24 protein-coding genes, 1 tRNA gene and 1 pseudogene are annotated in these 25320 nt (G+C 34.0%); 18 read left to right on the top strand and 8 right to left on the bottom strand.

Annotation, left to right across the window (positions count from 1 at the left end):
* Positions 1 to 40: 40 nt before the first annotated feature.
* Both C8N41_RS04710 and C8N41_RS04715 read left to right on the top strand, forming a co-directional pair.
* Positions 41 to 727, top strand: coding sequence for a response regulator transcription factor (locus tag C8N41_RS04710; RefSeq protein ID WP_092445269.1), 687 nt, complete (start codon positions 41 to 43; stop codon positions 725 to 727).
* Positions 727 to 1770, top strand: coding sequence for a sensor histidine kinase (locus C8N41_RS04715; protein WP_092445267.1), 1044 nt, complete (start codon positions 727 to 729; stop codon positions 1768 to 1770). Before C8N41_RS04710 ends, C8N41_RS04715 begins: the two co-directional genes overlap by 1 nt.
* On the opposite strand, the gene C8N41_RS04720 is transcribed toward C8N41_RS04715, so the two are convergent.
* Complete coding sequence (locus C8N41_RS04720; RefSeq protein ID WP_092445264.1) at positions 1753 to 2805, bottom strand: glycosyltransferase; 1053 nt, start codon at positions 2803 to 2805, stop codon at positions 1753 to 1755. The two genes, C8N41_RS04715 and C8N41_RS04720, sit on opposite strands and share 18 nt — an antisense overlap.
* A gap of 99 nt (positions 2806 to 2904) precedes the next feature.
* On the opposite strand from C8N41_RS04720, the gene trmB reads away from it, so the two are divergent.
* The 7 genes from trmB to C8N41_RS04755 all read left to right on the top strand — a co-directional run bounded on the left by trmB (position 2905) and on the right by C8N41_RS04755 (position 7593).
* Entirely contained in the window at positions 2905 to 3579 is a 675-nt protein-coding gene (trmB, locus tag C8N41_RS04725) for a tRNA (guanosine(46)-N7)-methyltransferase TrmB (RefSeq protein WP_092445262.1), read from the top strand.
* Positions 3580 to 3582: 3 nt separating this feature from the next.
* On the top strand, positions 3583 to 4212 hold the full coding sequence (locus C8N41_RS04730) for a lysine transporter LysE (protein WP_092445260.1): 630 nt from the start codon (positions 3583 to 3585) through the stop codon (positions 4210 to 4212).
* The gene (locus C8N41_RS04735) at positions 4213 to 4542 is read left to right on the top strand and encodes an MGMT family protein (protein ID WP_115838382.1); all 330 of its coding nucleotides are present in this window, start codon (positions 4213 to 4215) and stop codon (positions 4540 to 4542) included.
* A 182-nt stretch (positions 4543 to 4724) separates the two neighbouring features.
* Positions 4725 to 5864: an Mrp/NBP35 family ATP-binding protein gene (locus tag C8N41_RS04740; protein WP_115838383.1), complete on the top strand. Its 1140-nt coding sequence runs from the start codon at positions 4725 to 4727 to the stop codon at positions 5862 to 5864.
* Entirely contained in the window at positions 5865 to 6107 is a 243-nt protein-coding gene (locus C8N41_RS04745) for a NifU family protein (protein WP_092445253.1), read from the top strand.
* 62 nt (positions 6108 to 6169) lie between these two features.
* Positions 6170 to 7231 (top strand): NAD(P)/FAD-dependent oxidoreductase, encoded by a 1062-nt coding sequence (locus tag C8N41_RS04750; RefSeq protein WP_115838384.1) that lies wholly within the window; start codon positions 6170 to 6172, stop codon positions 7229 to 7231.
* A 29-nt stretch (positions 7232 to 7260) separates the two neighbouring features.
* A complete protein-coding gene (locus C8N41_RS04755; RefSeq protein ID WP_115838385.1) occupies positions 7261 to 7593 on the top strand; it encodes a 2Fe-2S iron-sulfur cluster-binding family protein in 333 nt (110 codons plus the stop codon).
* 49 nt (positions 7594 to 7642) lie between these two features.
* On the opposite strand, the pseudogene C8N41_RS04760 reads toward C8N41_RS04755, so the two are convergent.
* The 6 genes and pseudogenes from C8N41_RS04760 to C8N41_RS04785 all read right to left on the bottom strand — a co-directional run.
* A pseudogene (locus C8N41_RS04760) lies at positions 7643 to 7936 on the bottom strand (thioredoxin-like domain-containing protein); the annotation flags it as partial.
* 267 nt (positions 7937 to 8203) lie between these two features.
* Positions 8204 to 9100: a metallophosphoesterase family protein gene (locus tag C8N41_RS04765; protein WP_115838387.1), complete on the bottom strand. Its 897-nt coding sequence runs from the start codon at positions 9098 to 9100 to the stop codon at positions 8204 to 8206.
* An 81-nt stretch (positions 9101 to 9181) separates the two neighbouring features.
* Complete coding sequence (locus C8N41_RS04770) at positions 9182 to 10360, bottom strand: acyl-CoA dehydrogenase family protein (RefSeq protein ID WP_092445243.1); 1179 nt, start codon at positions 10358 to 10360, stop codon at positions 9182 to 9184.
* 111 nt (positions 10361 to 10471) lie between these two features.
* Positions 10472 to 11185 (bottom strand): tRNA1(Val) (adenine(37)-N6)-methyltransferase, encoded by a 714-nt coding sequence (locus C8N41_RS04775; protein ID WP_115838388.1) that lies wholly within the window; start codon positions 11183 to 11185, stop codon positions 10472 to 10474.
* A gap of 63 nt (positions 11186 to 11248) precedes the next feature.
* Positions 11249 to 11779, bottom strand: coding sequence for a ribosome maturation factor RimM (gene rimM, locus C8N41_RS04780; RefSeq protein WP_115838389.1), 531 nt, complete (start codon positions 11777 to 11779; stop codon positions 11249 to 11251).
* Between the two features lie 149 nt (positions 11780 to 11928).
* Positions 11929 to 12429, bottom strand: coding sequence for a 30S ribosomal protein S16 (locus C8N41_RS04785; RefSeq protein ID WP_092445236.1), 501 nt, complete (start codon positions 12427 to 12429; stop codon positions 11929 to 11931).
* A 253-nt stretch (positions 12430 to 12682) separates the two neighbouring features.
* On the opposite strand from C8N41_RS04785, the gene C8N41_RS04790 reads away from it, so the two are divergent.
* The 9 genes from C8N41_RS04790 (at position 12683) to C8N41_RS04825 (ending at position 24583) form a co-directional block, all read left to right on the top strand.
* Positions 12683 to 13891, top strand: a complete 1209-nt coding sequence (locus C8N41_RS04790; protein WP_115838390.1) for a DUF6252 family protein — start codon at positions 12683 to 12685, stop codon at positions 13889 to 13891.
* A gap of 192 nt (positions 13892 to 14083) precedes the next feature.
* Complete coding sequence (locus C8N41_RS04795; RefSeq protein ID WP_115838391.1) at positions 14084 to 14533, top strand: ferritin-like domain-containing protein; 450 nt, start codon at positions 14084 to 14086, stop codon at positions 14531 to 14533.
* Positions 14534 to 14754: 221 nt separating this feature from the next.
* Positions 14755 to 19140 (top strand): DNA polymerase III subunit alpha, encoded by a 4386-nt coding sequence (gene dnaE, locus C8N41_RS04800; protein WP_115838392.1) that lies wholly within the window; start codon positions 14755 to 14757, stop codon positions 19138 to 19140.
* A gap of 340 nt (positions 19141 to 19480) precedes the next feature.
* Positions 19481 to 19798, top strand: coding sequence for a thioredoxin (trxA, locus tag C8N41_RS04805; protein ID WP_092445227.1), 318 nt, complete (start codon positions 19481 to 19483; stop codon positions 19796 to 19798).
* 67 nt (positions 19799 to 19865) lie between these two features.
* Positions 19866 to 20795 carry a DUF58 domain-containing protein gene (locus tag C8N41_RS04810; RefSeq protein ID WP_115838393.1) on the top strand — a complete coding sequence of 310 codons (930 nt, stop codon included), beginning with the start codon at positions 19866 to 19868 and terminating at the stop codon, positions 20793 to 20795.
* Between the two features lie 76 nt (positions 20796 to 20871).
* Positions 20872 to 20945, top strand: a tRNA-Asp gene (locus C8N41_RS04815).
* Positions 20946 to 21611: 666 nt separating this feature from the next.
* Entirely contained in the window at positions 21612 to 21785 is a 174-nt protein-coding gene (locus C8N41_RS16905) for a hypothetical protein (RefSeq protein ID WP_170137089.1), read from the top strand.
* Positions 21786 to 21886: 101 nt separating this feature from the next.
* Entirely contained in the window at positions 21887 to 23908 is a 2022-nt protein-coding gene (locus C8N41_RS04820) for a tetratricopeptide repeat-containing sensor histidine kinase (protein WP_115838394.1), read from the top strand.
* Positions 23909 to 23914: 6 nt separating this feature from the next.
* Positions 23915 to 24583, top strand: a complete 669-nt coding sequence (locus C8N41_RS04825) for a response regulator (RefSeq protein ID WP_092445221.1) — start codon at positions 23915 to 23917, stop codon at positions 24581 to 24583.
* Positions 24584 to 24819: 236 nt separating this feature from the next.
* On the opposite strand, the gene C8N41_RS04830 is transcribed toward C8N41_RS04825, so the two are convergent.
* Entirely contained in the window at positions 24820 to 25317 is a 498-nt protein-coding gene (locus C8N41_RS04830; protein ID WP_115838395.1) for a DUF456 domain-containing protein, read from the bottom strand.
* Positions 25318 to 25320 lie beyond the last annotated feature (3 nt).

Consider the following 25320-nt stretch of genomic DNA (forward strand, 5'->3'; position numbering starts at 1 on the left):
ATATAATTTATATTTACATTTATTTTAAAACGTAATTCAATTGAAAAAGAAAGACATTAAAATATTATTGGTTGATGATGACCTAGATATTTTGGAAATTGTAGGTTTTAATCTATCTGCGGAAGGTTACCAAGTTATAAAAGGTGAAAATGGTGAAGAAGCTGTAAAATTAGCTAAGAAACATCAGCCTCATTTAATAATAATAGATGTAATGATGCCAAAAATGGATGGGATTGAGGCTTGCGAACGCATTAGAGAAGAGCCTAGCCTAAGCGAAACCATTATTACATTTTTAACGGCAAGAGGAGAAGATTATTCTCAGGTTGCTGGTTTTGAAGCGGGTGCTGATGATTACATCGCAAAACCAATAAAGCCTAAAGTTTTAATTAGTAAGGTAAAAGCTTTATTGCGTCGTTTAAAACATTCTGAAAACAGTGCTGAAGCTGTTATGAAAATAGGTGATTTAGTTATTTATAAAGAAGAATACAAAATTACAATTAATGGTAAAGAAACCGCTTTGCCTAGAAAAGAGTTTGAATTATTATCTTTGCTCGCAACCAAACCAGGGAAGGTTTTTAAGCGTGATGAAATTCTAGATAAAGTCTGGGGAAATGAAGTTGTTGTTGGAGGAAGAACCATCGATGTACACATTAGAAAATTGCGCGAAAAAATAGGAGATAAGTCCTTTAAAACTGTAAAAGGTGTTGGTTACAAGTTTGTAGACTAATGCAGCAAAAAACACTTAAGAAATCTTATAAATTTGCTTTACGAACAGCACTTTATGTTACGCTGTTTTCAAGTTTTCTTGTGGGCATATTTTTACATTACTACCACGCAGTTAATTGGCATTTTATTTTTTTTCCAATAATATGTTTTCCGTTTTGTTTCTTTATTATTCAATATCGCGTAGAGCGTTTTATATATAGACGTGTTAAGCAAATTTATGACGATTTAACGCTTTTAGAATCTACAAGCCTAAGACAACAACCCATAACTACAGATATGGGAACCTTAACAAAAGAAATTGACAAATACGCTAAAAACAAAAAGTTTGAGATTGAAAATCTAAAGATTAGAGAAGAGTATCGAAAAGAATTTATAGGTAATGTCTCGCACGAATTAAAAACACCTTTATTTACCGTACAAAGTTACTTGCTTACCTTATTAGAAGGTGGAGTTGAAGATGAAAAAATTAGAAAAAAATATTTAGCGAGAGCGACTAAAGGAGTCGAACGCTTAACGTATATCATTAAAGATTTAGATATGATTACCAAATTAGAAGTTGGTGTATTAAGTCTAGAAAAAGAAAATTTTGATATGGTTAAAGTGGTTCAAAATGTGTTTGACCTTTTTGAAATGAAAGCTGCAAAAAAACACATAACCTTAACGTTCGATATGGAGTATCCTGAGCCTATAATGGTCTATGCAGATAAGGAGCGTATACAGCAGGTATTGACGAATCTTGTGGTGAATTCTATAAAATATGGTCGCGAAAAAGGAACGACAGAAATTAGTATAGAAAACCTTATAAAAAACAAGGCAATTATTAGAGTTACAGATAATGGAGAGGGTATTGCTAAGAAGAATCTTCAACGCTTGTTTGAGCGTTTTTATCGCGTTGATAAAAGTGGATCTCGTAAAGAAGGTGGTTCTGGTTTAGGCTTGTCTATTGTAAAACATATTATTGAAGCTCACGAAGAGAAAATTTACATAGAAAGCGAATTGGGTGTGGGTAGTGAGTTTTCTTTTACTTTAGAAAAGACTAAATAGTTTCTTATAATTTAATTCATATTCTTGCGATTTAAAACCACTGAATTCATCCATTTCAGACAGCATATTAATTTCAAAATCATTTTGATTGCAATACGGAGCTATTCCTATAGATGATAGTCTTTTGGCTAAATACTCTTGTTCAAATTGTCCTGGTGTTGGTATAAAAAAAGCTTTCTTTTCAAGTTTTTCTAAGTCCATAATTGTTGTGTAACCAGACCTGCTAAGGATAAGTTCGCTTTTATTTATAGCAGTTTCAAGCTGGTCACTCGTCATATAATTATAGATAAGTATATGATTCATTACTGTTTTTTGTTGCTCAGATTCTACCTTTCCTTTTACAAAGAGCACGTTTCCGTTGTACTGTTGCAGATCGTTCATCAATTTTTCTTCCAAAAAGGTACGCTGTGGTTCTGGGCCAGAAAGTAATACCATTAAATCGTATACTTTAGCTATGTCTTGTTTTTTAAAACGTGTTAAAGCTCCTAAATACTTTATTGGTGCTACAAATTTTTTAGGATGACCTAACTCTCCACTTAAATTATTTACACCCAGATGGTCAGGTACCCAGCACTCATTAAACTTAGAAATTATCTTTTGATGCAATTTACTACTCAGCCAAGTTGTATTTCCACTTAAAACCCGTAATTGGTGGGTTATAAATACTGAAGTTATAGCTTTATGTCTTACTCCAAATCTATTATCTGAAATAATACCATCAATAGCTTCAGTTTCAACGAAGGTTTCAACTACTTTTTTTTCGCGTTTAATGGTTTTTAAGAGATGTGGAGAGTCTTTAATTAGTTTTATTTTAAAGCCATTCGCTTTTTTTGAGTAGGTAATATTATAAGAAGGCAATTCAAAGGCACTTAGTTTAGGGAATTCTTTTTTCAATAATTCTAGCGCTATACCATCGCTAGCAATAATAGGTTCAAAACCATTTGCTAGTAATGCATTTATAATAGGAATGCATCGTGTAGCATGCCCTAATCCCCAATTTAAAGGAGCAACTAATATCCTTTTTTTAGCATTCACTTCTAATTATATTTCAAAATTTTAGATTAGGTGTATTTAACAAAGGTAAACCTAAAATGTTTGCTTAATTTTACCGAATTATTAATAAATCTATAATTTGTGGGAAGTAAAAATAAACTTAAACGCTTTAAGGAAAACGAAACCTTTCATAATGTGTATCAACCAACACGAGAAGAGTTGGTGGATGCAACCTATAAACTCAAAGGAAAATGGAAGTCCGAAGTTTTTAAAAACAACAATCCATTAGTTTTAGAATTGGGTTGTGGTAAGGGAGAATATACAGTAGGTTTAGCAAAACGCAATGCCAATAAAAATTACATCGGTATTGATATTAAAGGAGCCCGATTTTGGAGAGGAGCAAAAACGGCCATTGAAGAAGATATTCCTAATGCTGCATTTATAAGAACACAAATAGAACTTATTGATCGTGTTTTTGCTGAAAATGAGGTCGATGAAATTTGGATTACATTTCCAGATCCACAAATTAAATATCAGCGGACAAAACATAGAATGACTAACCAACAGTTTTTGGAGCGTTATAAAAAAGTCTTGAAACCAGGTGGATTAATGCACTTAAAAACAGATAGCGAATTTATGCATGGCTACACCTTGGGTTTACTGCATGGTTTAGGCTTAGAGGTGCTTTATGCTAACCATAATGTTTATAAATTAGAAGGTAGTCCGGAGGAAGTTACTGAAATACAAACATTTTATGAAAGTCAATATTTAGAGAAAGCCAAAGCAATTACGTATATTAGATTCAAAATCAACTAAAGTTTGAGTATTACGATCATTTTTTTTCTTGGGCTTTTTGTAGCGATGGTTGGGGTTATTCCACCAGGATTGCTAAATATGACAGCAGCAAGAATTAGCTTAAAGGAAGGCGCAGGTCGTGGTATAATGTTTTCAACTGGTGTATGTATCGTCGTGTACATTCAAACTTATGTGGCTGCTATTTTTGCTAGGTATTTGTCTAATCATTCAGATATCGTTGAGATTTTAAGACGTGTAGCTTTCGTTATATTTGTTTTAATTACCATCTATTTTTTAGTCTTAGCATCTAAAGAAGAAGAGTTGAAAAAAGAGACAGAAATAAAAAGTAAACACGGCAGGTTGTTACATGGTATGTTGTTGTCTGCGCTCAATATTTTTCCTATTCCGTATCAAGCTTATATGACCATTACTCTGGTGTCTTTTGGATTAATGGATTTTCAAAAATTGAGTATTGTAACTTATGTCACTGGTGCTGCAACAGGTACATTTGTGATGTTATATTTTTATATTTTCTTTTTTGATAAGATTAAAGACCGAAAATTTTCTTCTCAAAAAAGTATGAATTTGAGTATAGGGATCATCACAGGACTTGTGTCTTTAATTACCTTAATTAATATTTTAAAGGAATTCTAAATGCCACCTGAAACACTTAGTTTTTTCGAAAAAGTATATGAAGTTGCTAAGAAAATTCCATACGGAAGAGTGACCAGTTATGGCGCTATAGCAAAATATTTAGGTGCAGGAAAAAGCGCCAGAATTGTAGGTTATGCCATGAACGGTTCTCATGGTAAAGACGTACCAGCACATCGTGTGGTTAATAGAAAAGGATTGTTAACTGGAAAACATCATTTTGAAGGCACTAATCTAATGCAACAATTATTAGAAAATGAAGGTGTTACTGTAGTTGAAAACCAAATTCAGAATTTAGAAAGCGTATATTGGGATCCAGTAAAAGAATTGTAATCTGGTTTTAAAACGCTTGTATATTGCTAAATAGTTAGACCTATTTAAAAATCGAATTAAGGCATTAATCAATTCAATTTGAACACTTCAAATTCTAAACTTTTAGCACTACCTTTGCATTTAGAATAAATCTTAATAAGAAAAAGCAATCTATACGCTTATTTCTCAAGTCTATATTCAATATGAAATTAAATAAACAAGATATACTTAATGCACTTAAAACCATAACGGCGCCAGGAGAAGGTGAAAATATGGTAGATAGTGGTGCTGTAACTAATGTGGTTACTTTTGCAGATGAGGTAATTGTAGATATCACCATAAAAAATCCAAGCTTACAAGCACGTAAAAAAACTGAAGTTGAAATTTTGCAAACAATTCATAAAGAAGTTTATGAAAAAGCAAAGATAAAAGTCAATGTAAAAGTTGATGCTAAGGCTGCGCAACCTAAAAATGAGATCAAAGGAAAAGCAATTCCAGGTATTCAGAATATTGTTGCTGTAGCATCAGGAAAAGGTGGAGTTGGTAAATCTACCGTAACAGCAAATTTAGCCGTAACGTTGGCTAAAATGGGTTTTAAAGTAGGTGTTTTAGATGCAGATATTTACGGTCCTTCAATTCCTATTATGTTCGATGTGGCTAATGAACGTCCATTATCTGTAAATGTCGATGGAAAATCGAAAATGAAGCCTGTAGAAAATTACGGAGTTAAAGTATTATCTATCGGATTTTTTACAAAACCAGATCAAGCTGTAATTTGGAGAGGACCAATGGCTTCTAAAGCATTAAACCAAATGATTTTTGATGCCGCTTGGGGTGAGTTAGATTTTTTACTGCTCGATCTACCTCCTGGAACAGGGGATATTCACTTAAGTATTATGCAAGCATTGCCTATTACAGGGGCTGTTGTAGTAAGTACACCACAGAATGTGGCATTAGCCGATGCTAAAAAAGGTGTGGCTATGTTTCAACAAGACAGTATCAATGTGCCAGTTTTGGGTATCATAGAAAATATGGCTTATTTTACACCTGCAGAACTTCCAGAAAACAAATATTATATCTTTGGTAAAGAAGGCGCGAAGCATTTAGCTGAGGATTTAAAAGTGCCGTTTTTAGGTGAAGTGCCATTGGTGCAAAGCATAAGAGAAGCTGGAGACTTAGGACGACCAGCAGCCATGCAAACAGCTACTCCAACTGAAGCTGCTTTTGAAGCCATTACTAGAGAAGTGGTTCAACAAGTGGTAAATAGAAATGAAGCATTACCAGCTACTGAGGCAATAAAAATAACAACAATGGCAGGATGTTCTGCTGCAAACAAAAAGTAAATGAACTCAGAAGAACTTAAATTAAATGTAGAAAAAGCATTGAACGAAATCCGCCCATTTCTTCAAAGCGATGGTGGAGACATAAATTTATTGTCTATTGATGATGATAAACTTGTAAAGGTTCAATTAGTTGGTGCATGCACGTCTTGTAGTGTTAATCAGATGACTTTAAAATCTGGTGTAGAGATGACCATTAAAAAATACGCACCACAAATCGAAAAAGTTATTAATGTTGAAAAATAATGTGACAATTATCACATTACAATACCCACGACATTAGTAGTTTTGTATCCAATCTTACATTCATGATTACAACAGATATACTTATTATTGGAGCTGGCCCAACAGGCCTTTTTACAGTTTTTGAGGCTGGACTTTTAAAATTAAAATGCCATTTAATTGACGCTTTACCACAACCTGGCGGTCAATGTACAGAGCTTTATCCCAAAAAACCTATTTACGATATTCCGGCATATCCAGAGATTTTAGCTGGTGATTTAACGGATAGATTAATGGAACAATGCAAGCAATTTGAACCTGGATTTACATTAGGAGAGCGTGCAGATACCATAGAAAAACAAGAAGATGGTTCGTTTATTGTAACGACCAATAAGGGGACTAAGCATCAGGCACCCGTGGTTGCTATCGCTGGTGGACTTGGAAGTTTTGAACCAAGAAAACCTTTAATTCATAATATTACGGATTTTGAAGATAAAGGTGTAGAGTACATGATTAAAGAACCTGAAATGTATCGCGGTAAAAATGTGGTAATTGCAGGTGGAGGAGATTCGGCATTAGATTGGAGTATTTTTTTAAGTGATGTGGCTAAAAGTGTGACACTTATTCATAGACGTAACGAATTTAGAGGCCATTTAGATTCTGTAGAGAAAGTTCAGGAACTTAAAAATAATGGAAAAATAAACCTTATTACTCCAGCAGAGGTCGTTGGCATATTAGGGGATAAGAAAGTAAAAGGTGTGGTTGTAAAACAGGCACAACATATTGAAAAGGAGTTTGAAATTGAATGCGATCATTTTATACCTTTATTTGGGTTGTCGCCTAAATTGGGACCGATTGCAAATTGGGGGCTAGAGATTGAAAAAAATGCAATTAAAGTTGATAATTCCCTTGACTACCAAACTAATATTCCTGGCATTTTTGCTATTGGAGATGTGAATACGTATCCTGGTAAATTAAAATTAATTCTTTGTGGCTTTCACGAAGCAACACTGATGTGTCAATCGGCTTATAAAATTATTAATCCAGGTAAACGCTACGTGTTAAAATATACAACAGTAGCGGGAGTTAATGGTTTTGATGGTACTAGAAAGGAAGCGCCTAAAGCCGTAGTAAAGGCAATAGAGTAAATTTATATAATTGAGACTAAATACATGTAATGGAACAAGACGTCAACATCACAATAATAGATCGTGAGGGAGTAAAGCATGAAATTGAAGCACCGACGGATATGGCGATGAACCTTATGGAAGTAGTGCGCTCTTATGAATTAGCACCAGAAGGCACCATCGGAATTTGTGGCGGCATGGCGATGTGTGCGTCTTGTCAATGTTATGTGTTAAGTGACACCGAATTACCAGAAATGCAAGACGATGAAGAAGCTATGCTCTCTGAAGCATTTTATGTAAAAGACAACTCGCGTTTAGGATGTCAAATACAAATTACACCAAAAATGGAAGGTTTGAAAGTGGAGCTAGCACCAGAATCGTAAATTCTTGTAAACACAGGTACCTCTTAGTAAATTACGCATGTATAATAGTCTAAAATTTAGTAGACGCTGTAAAATCCAAAGCATTATTAAATCGATTTGACTTATAAAGTACGTCCCGATTACTATTGACCACTAAATACGTAGGAAACAATTGTATTTCTAAATCTTTATAGAGTGATGTGTCATAACCAAACTGATTATAATTAGCCCAATTATAGTGATGCAGTTTTAAATAGGTAGCCCATTTACTTTTACTTCTGTCAATAGACATTCCTATAATTTCAATGTTCATATTTTTTCCGTTTTTAATATATTCGGCAATAAGGTGATGGTCTTTTACGCATGGTTTACATTCTAAATACTAAAAATCAAGAATATAAATTTTAGCTTTCTCTAATGATAGTTTGGTTTGTTTTCCATCTGTAGTATTAAATGTGTATTTTGAAAAGTCAATGATTTTTAAATCTTGGTTTTTTGCTTCAATCAATTTAAGATTATCTGCTTTTCTGGAAATATAATTGATTTTTAGATCTTGTTTCCAAGGGAAAAATAAGAATAGTAGAAGACACGTAAGTTTACTTGTTGCAAGCGTACTGTAAGTTTTTTTAATTTAGTTCGTTTTATAATCCGCCAATTTTGTAGGTCCTTCCAATAAAAAACGATCAATTTTTAAATTGCCATCATCTGTAGTAACAATTTGCCACTTAATTAAAGAAATAGCTCCATTTTCAATTTCAAGACCCGTAATACTTCTTGGGTGTACGCAACTCCCATCATTAAAATAAGCTATGTCTCCAGGTTCTGGAAAACGAGGGCGATGGGTGTGTCCCACAATTGTAATAAGGTTATTGTTTTCAATAATCCAACGTTTCGTTCGTCGTTCTACTTTAATAAGCTCCGTATAATTTTTTGCAGGAGTGGTAGGGTCTGCAATACCCATAACGTTTAAAGGTTTCCACAAAATTCTCACTAAAAACCGACTCCATTTCCAAAAGGTATAATTCCACCAGTCTGCTTGGTGTCCATGGGTTAAAAATAAGTTTTGTTGCGTGTCTTTATGTTCTAAAATTAACGCTTCATGATATTGTATTCCGCAAAATAAATCTTCATCGTTTCCGGTTTTAGGATCAAAAAAAGTAGACAAATGTTTTTCTACATATTTTGGATCGCGATAAACCATATCGTGGTTACCCCAGATCATATGCAAACGGTCTTCATCGTGAAATTGCTTCATTAGCATATACACGTTTTTATGAGCGCTGAAAATGGATTCAAAAGATAAGTTTTCCCAAAGTTCATCACCATCTCCAAGTTCGCAATACACAAAGCCTTCATTGTAATAATGCCTTAAAGCATGATAGTAGATGTTACGATTATTTGCAAAATCATCTGCAAAACTATTATCTCCTCTATGGCAATCGCTAAACAATATTATTTTAGAGCTATTATCAAACGTGAGGCGTTTGGCATTTTTATAAGCGCGATTTAATCTTGTTCTAGAGGACATGCAGTAAATTTAAATAAAAAAAATGCTTCCTAATGGCGGAAGCATTTTTTATAAATATTATTTTCTGTTGAGATGCAATTTTTATTTAAAAGCATTTAAACCTGTGACGTCCAAACCTGTGATGAGAAGGTGGATATCGTGAGTGCCTTCGTAAGTAATGACGCTTTCAAGATTCATAGAATGACGCATAATACTATATTCACCTGTAATTCCCATGCCGCCTAACATCTGTCTAGCTTCACGTGCAATAGTAATAGCCATATCTACATTGTTGCGTTTAGCCATTGAAATTTGCGCTGAAGTTGCAGTGCCGTTTTCACGCATAACTCCAAGTCTCCATGCTAATAATTGTGCTTTAGTGATTTCGGTTATCATTTCGGCTAGTTTCTTTTGTTGTAGTTGAAACTGACCTATAGGCTTTCCAAATTGCAAACGTTCTTTACTGTATCTTAAAGCAGTATCATAACAATCCATAGCAGCACCAATGGCTCCCCAAGCAATACCAAAACGTGCCGAATCTAAACATCCTAATGGAGCGCCTAAACCAGATTTATTAGGTAATAAGTTTTCTTTAGGTACCTTAACGTTATCAAAAATAAGTTCTCCAGTAGCGCTTGCACGTAGTGACCATTTGTTATGTGTTTCTGGTGTAGAAAAACCTTCCATGCCACGCTCCACGATGAGACCGTGAATTCTACCCTCTTCGTTCTTTGCCCAAACTACTGCAATTTGACAAAATGGAGCATTAGAAATCCACATTTTAGCACCATTTAATAAATAATGATCACCCATGTCTTTAAAATTGGTAACCATACCACCTGGATTAGAACCATGATCGGGCTCTGTTAATCCAAATGAGCCAATCCATTCACCAGAGGCTAATTTTGGTAAGTATTTTTGTCTTTGTGCTTCGTTACCGTATTTCCAAATCGGATACATTACTAACGACGATTGTACAGAGGCAGTGCTCCTTACGCCAGAATCACCACGTTCTATTTCTTGCATGATTAAGCCATAAGAAATCTGATCTAAACCAGCTCCTCCATACTCTTCAGGAATATAGGGCCCAAAGGCACCAATATCAGCTAATCCTTTTACAATTTGAGTAGGGAATTCAGCTTTTTGAGCATAGTCTTCAATAATTGGAGAGATATCTCGTTTTACCCATTCTCTGGCCGCATCGCGTACTAATTTATGCTCTTCCGTAAGCAATTCATCAAGGTTGTAATAATCTGGAGCTTCGAATAAATCTGGTTTCATTCTGATTTTTATATTTATACCTTCTCGTTTTAAGAATTTATCAAATTTGAAGGTGTTATTTTATAAGTTTCACAAAAGTAACGAAAACGTTAGCATTGCCAAACATTAGAATTACATTTTAAGATAAAAATCTTTGGTAAGATTAATATAATCATCTGTATATTGATGACGTGCAGTTTCTATGATCAATTTACTAGTTTTACTTTCGGTGTCATCAAAAGAGAATTCTATTAAGCTACGTTTAATATCTGAATCAACATTCCCTTTGACATGTAAAATACGATTAGGAAATAGACCAAGTTTTAAGGCTAAGTGTATAAGATTTGCTTCTTCGTTAAATGGAATTACAACTGAGAATATACCAGTACGAGACAATAGATTTACAACTGCATAAATTAAGTGTTCAAAAGGCATCGCGTCATTAAATCGGGCTAAATTTCGAGATGAATCTTCGGTTTTGTAGTCTTCAGAATAGAATGGTGGATTACATATAATGAGATCGTATTTATCTTCGACCTCTTCAACAAATTCTATCATGCCTGCATGGTAACAGAATAAACGATCTGCCCAAGGTGAGTTTTCAAAATTTTCGGCACATTGCTCATAGGCCTCATTATCTATTTCAATGGCTTCAATATTTTCAGCAAAACATCGTTGTGCAAGCATTAGAGATAAAACTCCGGTGCCAGAACCAATATCTAAAATATTATGGGGATGATGTTCTACAGAAGTCCAAGCTCCAAGTAGCACGCTATCGGTACCAATTTTCATGGCACATTGGTCTTGCAGAACTGTAAACTGTTTAAATTTAAATGGTTTATTCATAATTGGGGTAAAGCGGAGTTTAAGAGCCCTTTTATAAGATGCTTATTTTTGAGGGTATAACGCTTAGTCTTCAAGATATAAATCAATTAATCCCTCTGGAGTACTGACTTCAATAGTATGGTTTGCTCTGTCTACTTTGGTGATAAACTCATCATTCATTGGGATTAGTATTTCGATACCATTTCTATCCACCTCAAATAACGCTTGAGCTGTAGAATCATTAATCCCTTTTATGATGCCGACCTCACCAAAATTAAGGTCTTTTATTTTAAATCCGATGACCTCATGAAAGTAGAATTTGTCACCCTCTAGTTTTGGTAGCATCTCTAAGGGTAGGTACAATTCGGTTTTAATTAAAGCATCGGCATCGGCTTCATTGTCTACATCTTCAAATTTTATACGTAGTAAATCTGATTTATGTAATTGCGACGTTTCAATAAAAAAGGGCACCAAATTACCTCTTAGGTCTAAAAATACAGCATCTAAATTATCGTATAAATCGGGTTCGTCTGTGTCAAGCTTAGCCAGAAGTTCTCCTTTAAAGCTATATTTTGATACAATTTTTCCTAAATAGAAACAGTCTTCTTTTTTCATATGAGTATATTGTCAGTATTTATACAGTCTATTAAATAATAATGTCGTGCTGTAAATAATGCATCTTTACTATGCTTAAAGCGACATTTTAACCAATAAAAAACCCAGACTAAATTTAGTCTGGGTTAAAAGTATAAAAAAAATATTTTTTATTCTTCTTCGTTAGCGGCAGTCTCTTCAGTTGCAGCTTCTTCTTCCACAACTGGTGCAGCTGCAGCAATACGTGCTTCATTTACTACTTTTTCAGCTTCAAGTGCTTTAGCTTTAGCATCGGCATCAGCTTTAGATAAGCCATCAGTTTTTGCTTGTACTTTCGCTGCTTTTTCTTCTAACCAAGCTTCAAATTTTGCTTGTGCTTGCTCTTCAGTTAAAGCTCCTTTTCTAACACCACCAGCTAAATGGTTTTTTAGCATCGCACCTTTATAAGATAAAATTGCTTTTGCCGTGTCAGTTGGTTGTGCACCATTTTGTAACCATTGTACAGCTCCGTCAACGTCTAATTCGATAGTTGCAGGATTTGTGTTTGGATTGTAAGCACCTAATTTTTCTAGGTATTTACCATCTCTTTTAGCGCGAGAATCCGCTGCTACGATCCAGTAATAAGGTTTTCCTTTTTTACCGTGTCTTTGTAATCTAATTTTTACAGGCATAATAATTAATTAGTGAGGTTCACGACCTCGGTTATTAATGAAAGCCAATCCGACAAAGTTGTCAATGTCGTTAAGGCGGGCGCAAAGATACTGTATTTTTTTTAATTTATAACTATTTACATCATTTAAACTCATATGATCTTCACTTTAGCTAAAAGACAAAATTGATTTACGCTCATTATTAAAAAATATTATACTTTTGGCATTCTTGTTTCGTTATATTTGAAGCATAGATAAAAGACATTTTTAAATGATGAAAAAACTAATCCTCTTATCTCTTGTTTTTTTAACAGTATTCAGCTGTGGTGATGAAGTACAATTTAATACACCAGCTTTTCAGGGAGACCGTGAGAATGAACTTTGGAGAGCTAAAGGCTTTTCGGCAAGTATCGATGTTAATGGCTTTCTAACCATTACAGGAACAAATGCTGTTGAAGCTGTTAAACTTACTGTACCTTCTGTAATTGAATCTACGTTTATTGTTGGTGATATAGATATTGTTGAAGCACAGTATGTTGATGCCTTTGGTACTACATATTCTACGACTAACGAACCTGATGAAAGTGTATCAATATATCCTGAATTAGGTGAGATTGTTATCGAAGAAATAGACGTTGTAAATGGAACGTTTACTGGGACCTATCGTTTTTTAGCTTTTGATGCTTCTGGGTTAAACTCTGTAGGATTTACAAATGGTATCTTTTATAAAGTACCTTTGGTTTCAGGTGAGTTTCCTACAGACCCAATAACGTGTATGGATGTAACAGTTGCTGCAGACGTGGCGTTATCAGCATATGAGGCAACATATGCATCGGATTTAGAATTTGTAGACAGTGATGCTTTTGCTGCTGCTTGTAGTGCGTATGCTAATGCACTAACCGAACAACGAACATTTTGTGGAGATTCCGATGGATCATTACAGGCTATTATAGATGGCTTGGGTGATTGTCAAATTTCATGTGAGATTGCAACGGCTAATGTGGAAGAGGCAAACTCACAATATGTGACTGCTACTATAGGAAACTATAGTGAAAAGTGTGCACAATATTTATTTTACTTGCAAGAACAAATTGAGATTTGTGGTGATATTGATGGTAGTATTCAGGCTGAAATAGATGGGTTAGATTGTGGTGATACCGACGGTGATGGAGTGCCAGATGCCTATGAAGATTTTAATGGCGATGGTGATATTGAGAATGATGATACCGATGCAGATGGAATACCAAATTATATGGATAATGACGATGATGGTGATGGTGTATTAACACAATATGAAGCCAAAGACGAAGACGGAAACCCTCTCGATACAGATGGTGATGGTGATGTTGATTATTTAGATAATGATGATGATGGTGACACCTTATTAACTATAAATGAAAATGCGGATCCAAATGGAGACGGTAATCCTGACGACGCTTTAGATACTGACGGAGATGGTGTACCGGATTATTTACAAGCTTAAAACCTAAAACATAATTTAACGAAGCGTTACTTTTTATTAAGTAGCGCTTTTTTTTGTTAATGACTTTATAAGTCTTTGTTAAAGATGTTAATGAATACGGCAGTTGCTTATACTTCTGTTATATTTAGGTAGGGTTGTAAAACAATAAGCAACCATAAAGAAATTATTGAAATTTAAAATGAACATGATACAATGAAGTTTACAGAAGATATTTCAGATAAATTAAATGAATTATTAGTTAAAAACTATGATGCTGAAAAAGGCTATTTAAATGCGGTGAACCATGTGGATAGTGACCGCTTAAGGATATTTTTTAAACGTAGAGCTTCAGAACGAAGTGAATTTGCTAAAGAGCTTAGAACCGAAATCTTACAATATGGAGAAATACCTGAAGATTCAGGAAGTTTTAAAGGAGCAATGCACAGAAATTGGATGAGTTTAAAATCTACATTTAGTACCAACAATGAAGAAACCATTCTGGAAGAAGCGATTAGAGGTGAAGAAGCTAGTTTGGAGGTTTATAACGATTTAATTATAGAACGAAACCTACCACCAAGTATTGATGCGTTGTTGTTACGACATAAAAACGCTATTCAAGGCGCTATTAACTCAGAAAAAGTACAAGAAGAGCTAATTTCTTAAAATGTCTGCTTTATAATAAAATTAAAAGTCAGCTGTACAGCTGACTTTTTTATGTTCAAAACTCTTTGTAATTTCATTTGAGAAAAGTTTAAATTCTATGTAATTTTATAAGCTAGCTTTTTAATGGATATATATTTAGTTTTTACTGATTATTAGTGTTTTATATTATAGTGCTCTTGCTATAAATCACGCCATTTAATAACAAAACGACCGAACACTACATGTATTTAATATTCGATACCGAAACCACAGGATTACCAAAGCGTTGGGACGCACCAATTACTGATACTGATAATTGGCCAAGATGTATTCAGATTGCATGGCAATTGCATGATGGTATGGGAAATTGTATAGACCATCAAGATTATTTGGTGCAACCCGAAGGGTTTAATATTCCTTATGATGCCGAAAAAATTCACGGTATTTCAACGGAATTAGCACAAGAACAAGGGGTGCCACTAGCTGAAGTTTTAGAGAAATTCAATAAGGCGTTATCTCAAACTAAATTTGTTGTTGGTCAGAATGTAAAGTTCGATTTAAATATTATGGGTGCGGAGTTTGTGCGTGAAGACGTAGAAAATCCACTTCAAGAATTACCTGTTTTAGATACCTGTACTGAGCATACCGCTAGTTTATGTCAGATTCCTGGTGGACGCTATGGAAAATTTAAATTACCAACCTTAACGGAGTTACATGAGTATTTATTTAATCAGCCTTTTGCTGAAGCTCACAATGCTACAGCCGATGTTGAAGCTACAACGCGTTGTTTTTTAGAATTAATTCGTCGTAAACAATATACTAAAGAGGAACTTGATGTTTCTCCAGAATATTTTGAGAATTTCACACAAGAAAATCCTGCTGAAATACAGCTTATCGGTCTTAAACATATTAATCTAAAGCGAGAGAGTGCTAAGATTAATGCAAGACTTCAAAAAGCGCAAGCAGAGGAGGCACCTGTAATTGTAGATAAAGAAGCGGCCTCTCAATTAAAGGATGCTGATTTCGCCCATTTGCATAACCATTCGCAGTATTCAATTTTACAATCTACCATAAGTATTAAAGATTTAGTTGCAGCAGCAGCCAAACAAAACATGCCTGCGGTTGCTATGACCGATCATGGTAATATGATGGGAGCTTTTCACTTTGTAAGTGCGGTTTCTGGTCATAATAAAAAAATAAAAGCACAGCATCAAGAAGCTGAAGAAGCCGGATTAGAAAAGAAAGGAAAAATAATTAAGCCAATTATAGGTTGTGAGTTCTTTGTGTGTGAAGACCATACTGATAAAACCCGAAAAGATAATGGGTATCAAATTGTGCTTATGGCCAAAAATAAAAATGGCTATCACAATTTAGCAAAACTATCTTCGGCCGCTTTTACAGACGGCTTTTATTATGTACCTCGAATTGATAAAAAACTCATTGAACAATACAAAGAAGATTTAATTTGCTTAACAGGAAATCTCTATGGTGAGGTACCAAGTAAGGTGTTAAACGTGGGCGAAAACCAAGCAGAAGAAGCTTTGTTGTGGTGGAAAGAGACGTTTCAAGATGATTTGTATCTCGAAATCATGCGCCATAATCAGGAAGATGAAAACCGTGTAAATCCGGTATTAATTCAATTTTCTAAAAAACATAATGTAAAATTGGTCGCCACCAATAATACCTATTACGTTGACCAAGAAAATGCCAATGCACACGATATCTTATTGTGTGTAAAAGATGGAGAAAAGCAAGCTACACCAATTGGTCGTGGACGTGGTTATCGCTATGGTTTACCAAATCAGGAATATTACTTTAAGTCATCTGAAGAAATGAAGGCGTTATTTAGAGATGTGCCTGAAGCTATTGTTAACATCCAAGAGGTTGTTGATAAAATAGAGCCCTACGAATTAGCTAGAGATGTATTATTACCTAAATTCGATATTCCAGATGAATTTAAACATGAAGAAGATGAAATTGACGGAGGTAAACGTGGAGAAAATGCTTTTTTAAGACATATTACTTATAGAGGAGCTAAAATTCGTTATGGTGAAATTACACCAGAAATTGAAGAACGTCTTGATTTTGAGCTCGGCGTAATTGAAAAAACAGGATATCCAGGATACTTCCTTATTGTAGAAGATTTTATTCGCGAAGCCAGAAAAATGGATGTTTCCGTAGGTCCTGGTCGTGGTTCTGCGGCAGGATCTGTAGTAGCGTATTGTTTATGGATTACCAATATAGATCCTATTAAGTACGATTTGCTTTTTGAGCGTTTCTTAAATCCAGATCGTGTCAGTATGCCCGATATTGATATCGATTTTGATGATGAAGGTCGAAGCCGTGTTATGGATTACGTTATTGAAAAATATGGCGCCAATCAGGTGGCTCAGATTATTACTTACGGAACCATGGCTGCGAAATCATCTATTAGAGATACTGCTAGAGTATTAGATTTACCGCTAAATGAAGCCGATCATATTGCAAAGTTAATTCCATTAATGTCTAAACTCGGAAAGATTTTTGGGTTAGATGAAAAGGAATTGGCTAAAAAATTCCGAGCGGAAGATTTAGAAAAAATTAATGAACTACTAAATATTTCTGAAGGAGACGATCTTCAAGCCGAAACATTAAATCAAGCTCGAATTTTAGAAGGTTCAGTTCGTAATACAGGAATACACGCCTGTGGTGTAATTATTACGCCAAGTGATATTACCAACTATGTGCCTGTATCCTTAGCCAAGGATTCAGACTTATATGTAACCCAATTTGATAACTCGGTAGTAGAAAGTGCTGGGTTGTTAAAGATGGATTTCTTGGGATTAAAAACCTTAACTTTAATTAAGGATACGGTAAAACTTGTTAAGGCTAAACATAATATAGAATTAGACCCGGAGAATTTTCCTTTAGATGATGTAAAAACCTATGAGTTATTTCAACGTGGAGAAACTGTAGGAGTCTTTCAGTATGAATCTCCTGGAATGCAAAAACACATGAAGAATCTCAAACCTACGGTTTTTGATGATTTAATTGCCATGAATGCCTTGTATCGTCCTGGTCCAATGGAATATATTCCAAGTTTTATTGCGCGTAAACATGGTGACGAAGAGATTGTGTACGATTTACCAGAAATGGAAGAGTACCTAAAAGAAACCTACGGTATTACGGTTTACCAAGAGCAAGTAATGTTGTTGTCTCAAAAATTAGCCGATTTCACCAAAGGTGAAGCCGATGTCTTGAGAAAAGCGATGGGTAAAAAGCAAATTGCGGTTTTGGATAAAATGAAACCGAAATTTATTGAGCAAGCGGGAGCCAAAGGTTTAGATAAAAAGAAGCTAGAGAAAATCTGGAAGGATTGGGAGGCTTTTGCTAGTTATGCCTTTAACAAATCGCACTCTACGTGTTATGCTTGGATTGCCTACCAAACCGCTTATTTAAAAGCGCATTATCCGGCAGAATATATGGCAGCGGTATTGTCTAATAACATGAATGATATTAAGTCTGTAACCTTCTTTATGGAGGAGTGTAAGCGGATGCGTCTACCTGTTTTGGGACCAAGTGTTAATGAAAGTTTTTATAAATTTTCTGTAAATAAAGACAATGCAGTACGTTTTGGAATGGGAGCTATAAAAGGAGTTGGTCACGGAGCCGTACAAACCATTGTAGAAAACAGAAAAAAAGACGGAGCTTATAAATCTATTTTCGATTTAGCTAAGCGTATTGATTTGCGTGCGGCTAATAAAAAGGCCTTTGAAGGTTTAGCAAACGCTGGTGGATTTGATTGTTGGCCAGAAACCCATCGAGCGCAATATTTTGCTCATGATGGGGACGGCATTACATTTTTAGAAAAGGCAGTAAAATACGGAGCTAAACATCAGGAAAACGAAAACTCTGCCCAAGTGAGTTTGTTTGGTGCCGCAAGCGATGTTCAAATAGCAGAACCTGTAGTGCCACCCTGTGAAGATTGGGGAACAATGGAGAAGCTATCTCGAGAACGTGAGGTGGTAGGAATTTATATTTCCGGACATCCTTTAGACGATTTTGCCATTGAAATGAAAACCTTTTGCAACGGAGTGGTGGCGCATTTTAACGATTTGGAAGCTATAGTGAATAAGGAAGTAACCTTTGGAGGTGTGGTTACAGATGTGCAACATCGAGTGAGTAAACAAGGTAAAGGTTGGGCTATTTTTACGATTGAAGATTATACTGATAGTTTTGAGTTTCGGATTTTTGGTGAAGATTATTTAAAATTTAGACACTTCTTTGTAATCAATTCTTTTGTCTATGTCAGAGCTTTTGTGCGCGAAGGTTGGGTAAATAGAGATACGGGAAAAAAAGGAGAGCCAAGAATACAGTTTAATAATTTTCAACTGTTGCATGATGTAATGGATACCTACGCTAAAAAGTTGTCCATACAGCTTAATATTAGAGATTTGGAACGAGAAAAAGTTAATATATTATATGACTTAATTAAGTATCATGAAGGAAGCCAGACTTTAAATTTTGTGGTCTATGACAATGCAGAAAAAATTAAAGTGCAAATGCCTAGTCGTAAGAATAAGGTTAAAATTTCACAAGAGCTTTTAAACAGTTTAAAAGAGCATGATGTGATGTATAAGTTGAATTAAATTGAAATTGCTGATAATTTCATCATATGCAAATGTTAGATAGCAAAAATCAATAATAAGCATTAGAAGTTGTTGGCTTCATTTTTAAAATAGGGGCATATTAGTATTTGGAGTTTGCGCAAAGGATGGTAATGGCATCCTTTTTTGCCCATAAAGGCAAAAAAGATATAATGGACAGCCTGGTTTATGCGCCATAAAATTAAACATATAAGTCAACTATATAGCTATAACCAAAACATATATAGCGATTGTAAGGTTTGCGAAATATTTTGACTAATTTTGTAGTCTACCTATGTAATGGTAGTAAAATGAAGTAAAATAGAATTAAAACATAAGTATTATGGCATTAGAAATAACAGATGCAAATTTTGAAGAAACAGTATTAAAGAGCGATAAGCCGGTAGTGGTTGATTTTTGGGCTGCTTGGTGTGGGCCTTGTCGTATGGTTGGACCAGTAATTGACGAAATCAGTACAGAATATGAAGGAAAGGCTGTAGTTGGTAAGGTAGATGTTGATGCTAATCAAGAATTTGCTGCTAAATATGGTGTAAGAAACATACCTACAGTGTTAGTTTTTCAAGGAGGTGAAGTTGTTGGTCGCCAAGTAGGAGTGGCTCCTAAAAAAGCGTATTCTGACGCTATTGACGCATTATTATAGTCAATATCCTAAAAGAAGTGATAAAAGGTTTGCCTATATGGTGAACCTTTTTTAGTTTAGATATGATATGAATTTACAGCAAGAACTTAACAAAACAGGTGGTTTTAAAAACCTCGAATTATTAGCCAAGCAAGTGGTTGAAGGCTTCATTGCTGGTATGCATAAAAGTCCGTTTCATGGGTTTTCTGCTGAATTTGCTGAGCACAAAATTTATAATCCAGGGGAAAGTACTAAACATATAGATTGGAAGCTCTATGCTAAAACCGATCGCTTGTATACTAAACGATACGATGAGGAAACTAATTTGCGTTGCCATATTATTTTAGATAACAGCAGTTCTATGCATTATCCGGATACAGCAGATAATTCTATAGATCATCTTAATAAGGTTGCTTTTTCGGCTTTAGCGAGTGCTTGTTTGATGTTTATTCTTAAAAAGCAACGTGATGCTGTAGGGTTAAGTATCTATAGTGATAATTATGATTTTTATGCACCCGAAAAGGGTAGTGAACGTCATCACCAAATGTTATTACATCAGTTAAGTGCTGCGGTCGTTTCAAAATCAGAAGTTAAAACTACAGAAACCTATAAGTATTTACATCAGATTGCAGAAAAGATACATCGTAGGTCTTTAATTTTTGTATTCACAGATATGTTTCAGACCTCAGAAAACGACGAAAAATTGTTTGAAGCGCTTAGACATTTAAAGCATAATAAGCACGAAGTAGTCTTATTTCATGTTTTTGATAAAGAAAAAGAACAATTTTTTGATTTTGATAATAGACCAAAACGGTTTATAGATGTGGAGACTGGAGATTACATTAATTTGTATGCAGATAATATAAAAGATAACTACGAAAGAGCTGTTAATAAGTATTTTACGGACTTAAAAATGAAGTGTGGTCAATACCGAATTAAGTATGTAGAAGCCGATATTAATGCTGGATTTGATAGTGTTTTGACGACTTATATGATAGAGCGTCAAAAATTTCTTTAGAAAAATATATATTTTTTTACTTTTTTGTTTGTCAAATTAAAAATGAGGTGTATATTTGCCCTCGCAATTAAGCAACGGTCTGGTAGTTCAGTTGGTTAGAATGTCGCCCTGTCACGGCGAAGGTCGCGGGTTCGAGTCCCGTCCAGACCGCTAAAATTGCAAAAGAAGCTTCAAGTAATTGAGGCTTTTTTTTAGCAATATAAAGATGTTGTGTTGTTCCAAGAGTGATCTTGGGAAGTAGTTTACCAAAGTCATTTGGTAATCCAATGAAAGGCTTTCCTTTTTTCTTATTTAGAAGATTGGGATGCTTTTTTGTTTTAATTCAGATGTTTTTTAACAACGCAGTGACTTTATGAAATAAGTGGTGTCTTATAGATGCTATTAATCATTATAAAGAAGGTGTAACAAGAAATTGTTGCCCTTTTTTTTTTGTGCCAAATTTTTGAATTTTATAGAGTAGAAAACTAATAATTTTTTAAAGCGAAATAAATGTTTAGATATCAAGTTTTCAACAAGTTATAAACATAAAATATACTTTTAGACGATGTAAGTGTACACTTTGTCGACGATTAGTTAGGATTTTCCGATTTTACGTTTATATTTGCATATGTAATTAAGTCTTAAAAACGCTTAAAAACATCGATTTTAATCCATTTTACTACAGGCATTTTATGGCCTAAAAACGTCCCTCGTTTTAAATTTTAGTATTGTTTTAGGTAGTCCTAAAATAATTAATAATCCATTCCCTTCCCTCAGTGTATCGCTTGGCGTTACCAATTTTGATATGGAATAATTTTAACCCTAAATATAATACTTATGAAAACCCTAAAAATTACTCTTGCATTACTAGCTGTTTTATTATTAACTATTTCTGGAGTACAATCAGAATCTGTTATAGCTAATAGCGACGAACCAACTTATCAAACGTATGAGAATTACGATTTAATGGCGCATACAAAGGAAAAATCTAAGTTAAAGACCAACGGATAAACCTTCGAAAAATATATAAATAATTAGCCCTAATTACGATTAGGGCTTTTTGCCTTCCATATATTTAATATACCTTTGGGTAATTACTTATAATAATATCGTTGAGGGCTTTATTTCTAATTTTATTTATTTGTGCAAAAATTTATGGTCAAAACTCTGATCGTAATATAGTAGCGTTTCAAGTAGATTCCCTTATAGAAGAATCTAAAAAGTCTAATTATTCGCAAAAAGAACGCCTTGATCTCAGTCTTAGGTCTTTAGAAATCGCTAAATCTGCAAAAAGTGATTCTTTGATATTAAAAGCCAATCGTAATTTGTCTTTAAAATATTTTTATGCAGAAGACTATGATAAATACATCTCTATTAATCAATATAATTATAAGTTAGCAAAGAAACTTAAAGATACTTCTGCTCTTGCCGTTTCTACTGGGAATTTGGGGAGTTACTACAAGTTTTTTAAAGTGAATGATAGCTCCTTTTTCTATTTTTCTAAATCACTTAAATATTATTCAGCATTAAAGAATTATAAAGAAGAGGCTTATTCTTTAATGAGTATTGCCGACTTACAATATAATGAGAAAGACTATACATCGAGTGAGACGAACGCCATTCAGGCAATCAAATTGTTGAATGATCTGCCTGAAAATGAAGATAATTTAGATGATTTGTGGATGTTACACAATAGAATTGCAGCGATATTTTCGGAGTTAAACCAGTTTGATAAATCTATTCAGTATCATGATAAAGCAATAGTGATAGCGAATAAAATGAACGATGGTTTTCTTAATCGTATATTCTCAATTCATAATAAGGCTTTTGTGTATAAGAAAATTAAAGATTATGATAAAGCCATAGAATTATACAGTAGTTTGTTGCCTTTAAGGTCAAAGTACCAAGAGGATGATCCTACTTTTTATGCTTTAATTATGAGTAATCTTGGGCATACCAAATTACTAAATGGTTATCGAAATTACTCTGAACTTTCCAAAACATTTCACGATGCACATGATTTAGCTGTAAAATACGACGACGATCTTATTAGGATTGCAGTAGATATTGATATGTCTAAGTTTTATCATGAATTTGAAAAGAATGATTCCGCTTATATCTATGCTAAGGAGGCTTACGATATATCAAAAAAGTTATACGCCAATACTTATACTTTAGAAGCACTTATGTTACTCTCTCAAATTAAAGAAGGAGAAGAAGGTAAGCGTTATTTAAAAGAGCATATAAGGTTAAGCGACAGTTTAGTTAATATTGAGCGAAACGTTAGAAATAAATTTGCTAGAATAGAATACGAAACCGATCAGTTAGCTGCAGAAAATGAACAAATATCTAAAGAGAATTTATATTTAGTGATTCTGTCGTTAGGTTTATTAGTCACTGCAATTTTGGTTCTTGTTTTAATTTCTCAACGTGCTAAAAACAGAAAATTAAAGTTGATACAAGTACAGCAGAAAGCAAATGAAGATATTTATAACCTTATGTTAAGTCAACAGGATAAGGTTGATGAAGCCAGAGCGAAAGAAAAAACACGAGTTTCAAAAGAGTTACATGATGGCGTTTTGGGTAGTCTCTTTGGAGTGCGTCTCAGTTTAGATAGTATTAATTTTAATGAAGGTAAGGAGGCTATGATGGCGCGAGCTAAGTATATTAGTCAGCTTAAAACTATTGAGCATGATATTAGGAAAATATCACATGAATTAAATACTGATTTTATCTCTGGCTCAAGTTTTATGGGTATTATTACAACACTTATTGAATCACAAACGCATGCATATAATTTAGAACACAAATTTACATATACCGATGATATCAATTGGGATTTAGTGTCTAACAAGGTGAAAATAAATATTTATAGAATTATTCAAGAGTCCATGCAGAATATCTATAAACACGCCAATGCTAATGTTATTACCATTTGTGTTTCATTAGAAAAAAACTTAATTTGCTTAGATGTTGTAGACGATGGTTCTGGCTTTGATATTTCAAAAAGTAAAAAAGGCATTGGTTTAAAAAATATGAGATCACGAGTGAGTGATATCAATGGTACTATCAACTTTACGTCGCAACTCGGTACTGGTACAACAGTTAATGTTAAAATTCCTTATACAAACTAATTTAAAATGGATCACATCAAAATTTTAATGGTAGATGATCATCCCATTATTATAGAAGGCTATCAGAATGTATTAATGGCAACCAAAAAAGAGGATCAAAATTTATACATAGACACTGCAAATAATTGCGATACTGCTATAATAATGATTGAACGGGCTTCTAAAAAATATCCTTACGATATCTGCTTTTTTGATATTAGTTTACCCGGATCAGAGGATGGTAGATATGCCTCTGGTGAGGACTTAGCGCTCTTGGCAAAACGATTAATGCCAAGAACTAAAATTGTTATTCTTACGATGTTCAATGAAACGTTCAGAATCCATAATATTATAAAGGAAATTGATCCTGATGGTTTTCTTATTAAAAGCGACTTAACGTCAATGGAATTAGCAGATGGTTTTCAGCAAATTCTAAAATCCCCACCTTATTATAGTAGTACTGTGAGTAATTACACTAAAAAAGCGATTTCTAGTGATATTTATGTCGACGATATCAATCGAAAAATCCTGCATCTATTATCTCAAGGTATAAAAACTAAAAGCTTAAATGAGTATATTGATATTTCTACAAGTGCTATAGAAAAACGTAAAAAACAGCTTAAAAATTTGTTCTGTATTGAAGACGGAAAAGATGAAAGTTTGTTAAAAGAAGCTCGAGAAAAAGGATATTTATAAAATAATTTGTAAAAAATAGCCTTTTTTTAAGATTTTTACCCTCTTGAAACTACCGTAAAATAAGGAAAGTATGGTTTTTCCACAGCAAGTGTGTGGTTTTTCCGCAGCAAAAAGTTAAATGACTTCAATATATTTACCGAAGTCAGCAAGAGTTAATTAATCCCTTATTAAGTAATTGTTGAATTAATAGCAAGAAATGAAACCTAGTTACATAAGATGTGACTAGGTTTTTTCTATTAAAACCAGCTGCTATTGTGCTCGGATAATTTTACAATAAAAAAGCCTAAATAAATTATAGCTACAATAAATTTTAAAAACGTTGAAGCTATAAAACCTAAAAACGAGCCAAAAGCAGCTTTTAATGCCTTGTTAAAATCGTTACGATGTATCATTTCTCCAATAAGTGCACCGATAAAAGGTCCTATGATGATGCCAAATGGAATAGGAGAGAATAACCCTATAATTAAACCTAGGGTTGTACCAATCATACCGGCTTTACTTCCGCCAAATCGTTTGGTGCCTATAGCAGGAATAATATAATCTAAGACATAAATTAACAGAGCCACTAAAAGAGTTGCTATTAAAAACGTCCTACTCATTTCTACACCTTCGGTAAAATGAAGCACTAAAAGACCAGCCCAACTTGTTAACGGACCTGGCAATACGGGAAGAAAACTACCTAATATGCCTAAAACTATTAAAATTAGTGCTATACACACTAAAAAAATTTCCATAAA

The organism is Winogradskyella sediminis (assembly GCF_003387355.1).
GTDB classification, from domain to species: Bacteria; Bacteroidota; Bacteroidia; order Flavobacteriales; family Flavobacteriaceae; genus Winogradskyella; species Winogradskyella sediminis.

What these genes read in the sequence shown, in the direction of transcription:
- C8N41_RS04715 (WP_092445267.1), top strand. Translation starts at nt 727, where the DNA reads ATGCAGCAAAAAACACTTAAGAAATCTTATAAATTTGCTTTACGAACA.
- C8N41_RS04735 (WP_115838382.1), top strand. Translation starts at nt 4,213, where the DNA reads ATGCCACCTGAAACACTTAGTTTTTTCGAAAAAGTATATGAAGTTGCT.
- C8N41_RS04740 (WP_115838383.1), top strand. Translation starts at nt 4,725, where the DNA reads ATGAAATTAAATAAACAAGATATACTTAATGCACTTAAAACCATAACG.
- C8N41_RS04745 (WP_092445253.1), top strand. Translation starts at nt 5,865, where the DNA reads ATGAACTCAGAAGAACTTAAATTAAATGTAGAAAAAGCATTGAACGAA.
- C8N41_RS04750 (WP_115838384.1), top strand. Translation starts at nt 6,170, where the DNA reads ATGATTACAACAGATATACTTATTATTGGAGCTGGCCCAACAGGCCTT.
- C8N41_RS04755 (WP_115838385.1), top strand. Translation starts at nt 7,261, where the DNA reads ATGGAACAAGACGTCAACATCACAATAATAGATCGTGAGGGAGTAAAG.
- C8N41_RS04765 (WP_115838387.1), bottom strand. Translation starts at nt 9,100, where the DNA reads ATGTCCTCTAGAACAAGATTAAATCGCGCTTATAAAAATGCCAAACGC.
- C8N41_RS04770 (WP_092445243.1), bottom strand. Translation starts at nt 10,360, where the DNA reads ATGAAACCAGATTTATTCGAAGCTCCAGATTATTACAACCTTGATGAA.
- C8N41_RS04775 (WP_115838388.1), bottom strand. Translation starts at nt 11,185, where the DNA reads ATGAATAAACCATTTAAATTTAAACAGTTTACAGTTCTGCAAGACCAA.
- rimM (WP_115838389.1), bottom strand. Translation starts at nt 11,779, where the DNA reads ATGAAAAAAGAAGACTGTTTCTATTTAGGAAAAATTGTATCAAAATAT.
- C8N41_RS04785 (WP_092445236.1), bottom strand. Translation starts at nt 12,429, where the DNA reads ATGCCTGTAAAAATTAGATTACAAAGACACGGTAAAAAAGGAAAACCT.
- C8N41_RS04790 (WP_115838390.1), top strand. Translation starts at nt 12,683, where the DNA reads ATGAAAAAACTAATCCTCTTATCTCTTGTTTTTTTAACAGTATTCAGC.
- C8N41_RS04795 (WP_115838391.1), top strand. Translation starts at nt 14,084, where the DNA reads ATGAAGTTTACAGAAGATATTTCAGATAAATTAAATGAATTATTAGTT.
- dnaE (WP_115838392.1), top strand. Translation starts at nt 14,755, where the DNA reads ATGTATTTAATATTCGATACCGAAACCACAGGATTACCAAAGCGTTGG.
- trxA (WP_092445227.1), top strand. Translation starts at nt 19,481, where the DNA reads ATGGCATTAGAAATAACAGATGCAAATTTTGAAGAAACAGTATTAAAG.
- C8N41_RS04810 (WP_115838393.1), top strand. Translation starts at nt 19,866, where the DNA reads ATGAATTTACAGCAAGAACTTAACAAAACAGGTGGTTTTAAAAACCTC.
- C8N41_RS16905 (WP_170137089.1), top strand. Translation starts at nt 21,612, where the DNA reads ATGAAAACCCTAAAAATTACTCTTGCATTACTAGCTGTTTTATTATTA.
- C8N41_RS04825 (WP_092445221.1), top strand. Translation starts at nt 23,915, where the DNA reads ATGGATCACATCAAAATTTTAATGGTAGATGATCATCCCATTATTATA.
- C8N41_RS04830 (WP_115838395.1), bottom strand. Translation starts at nt 25,317, where the DNA reads ATGGAAATTTTTTTAGTGTGTATAGCACTAATTTTAATAGTTTTAGGC.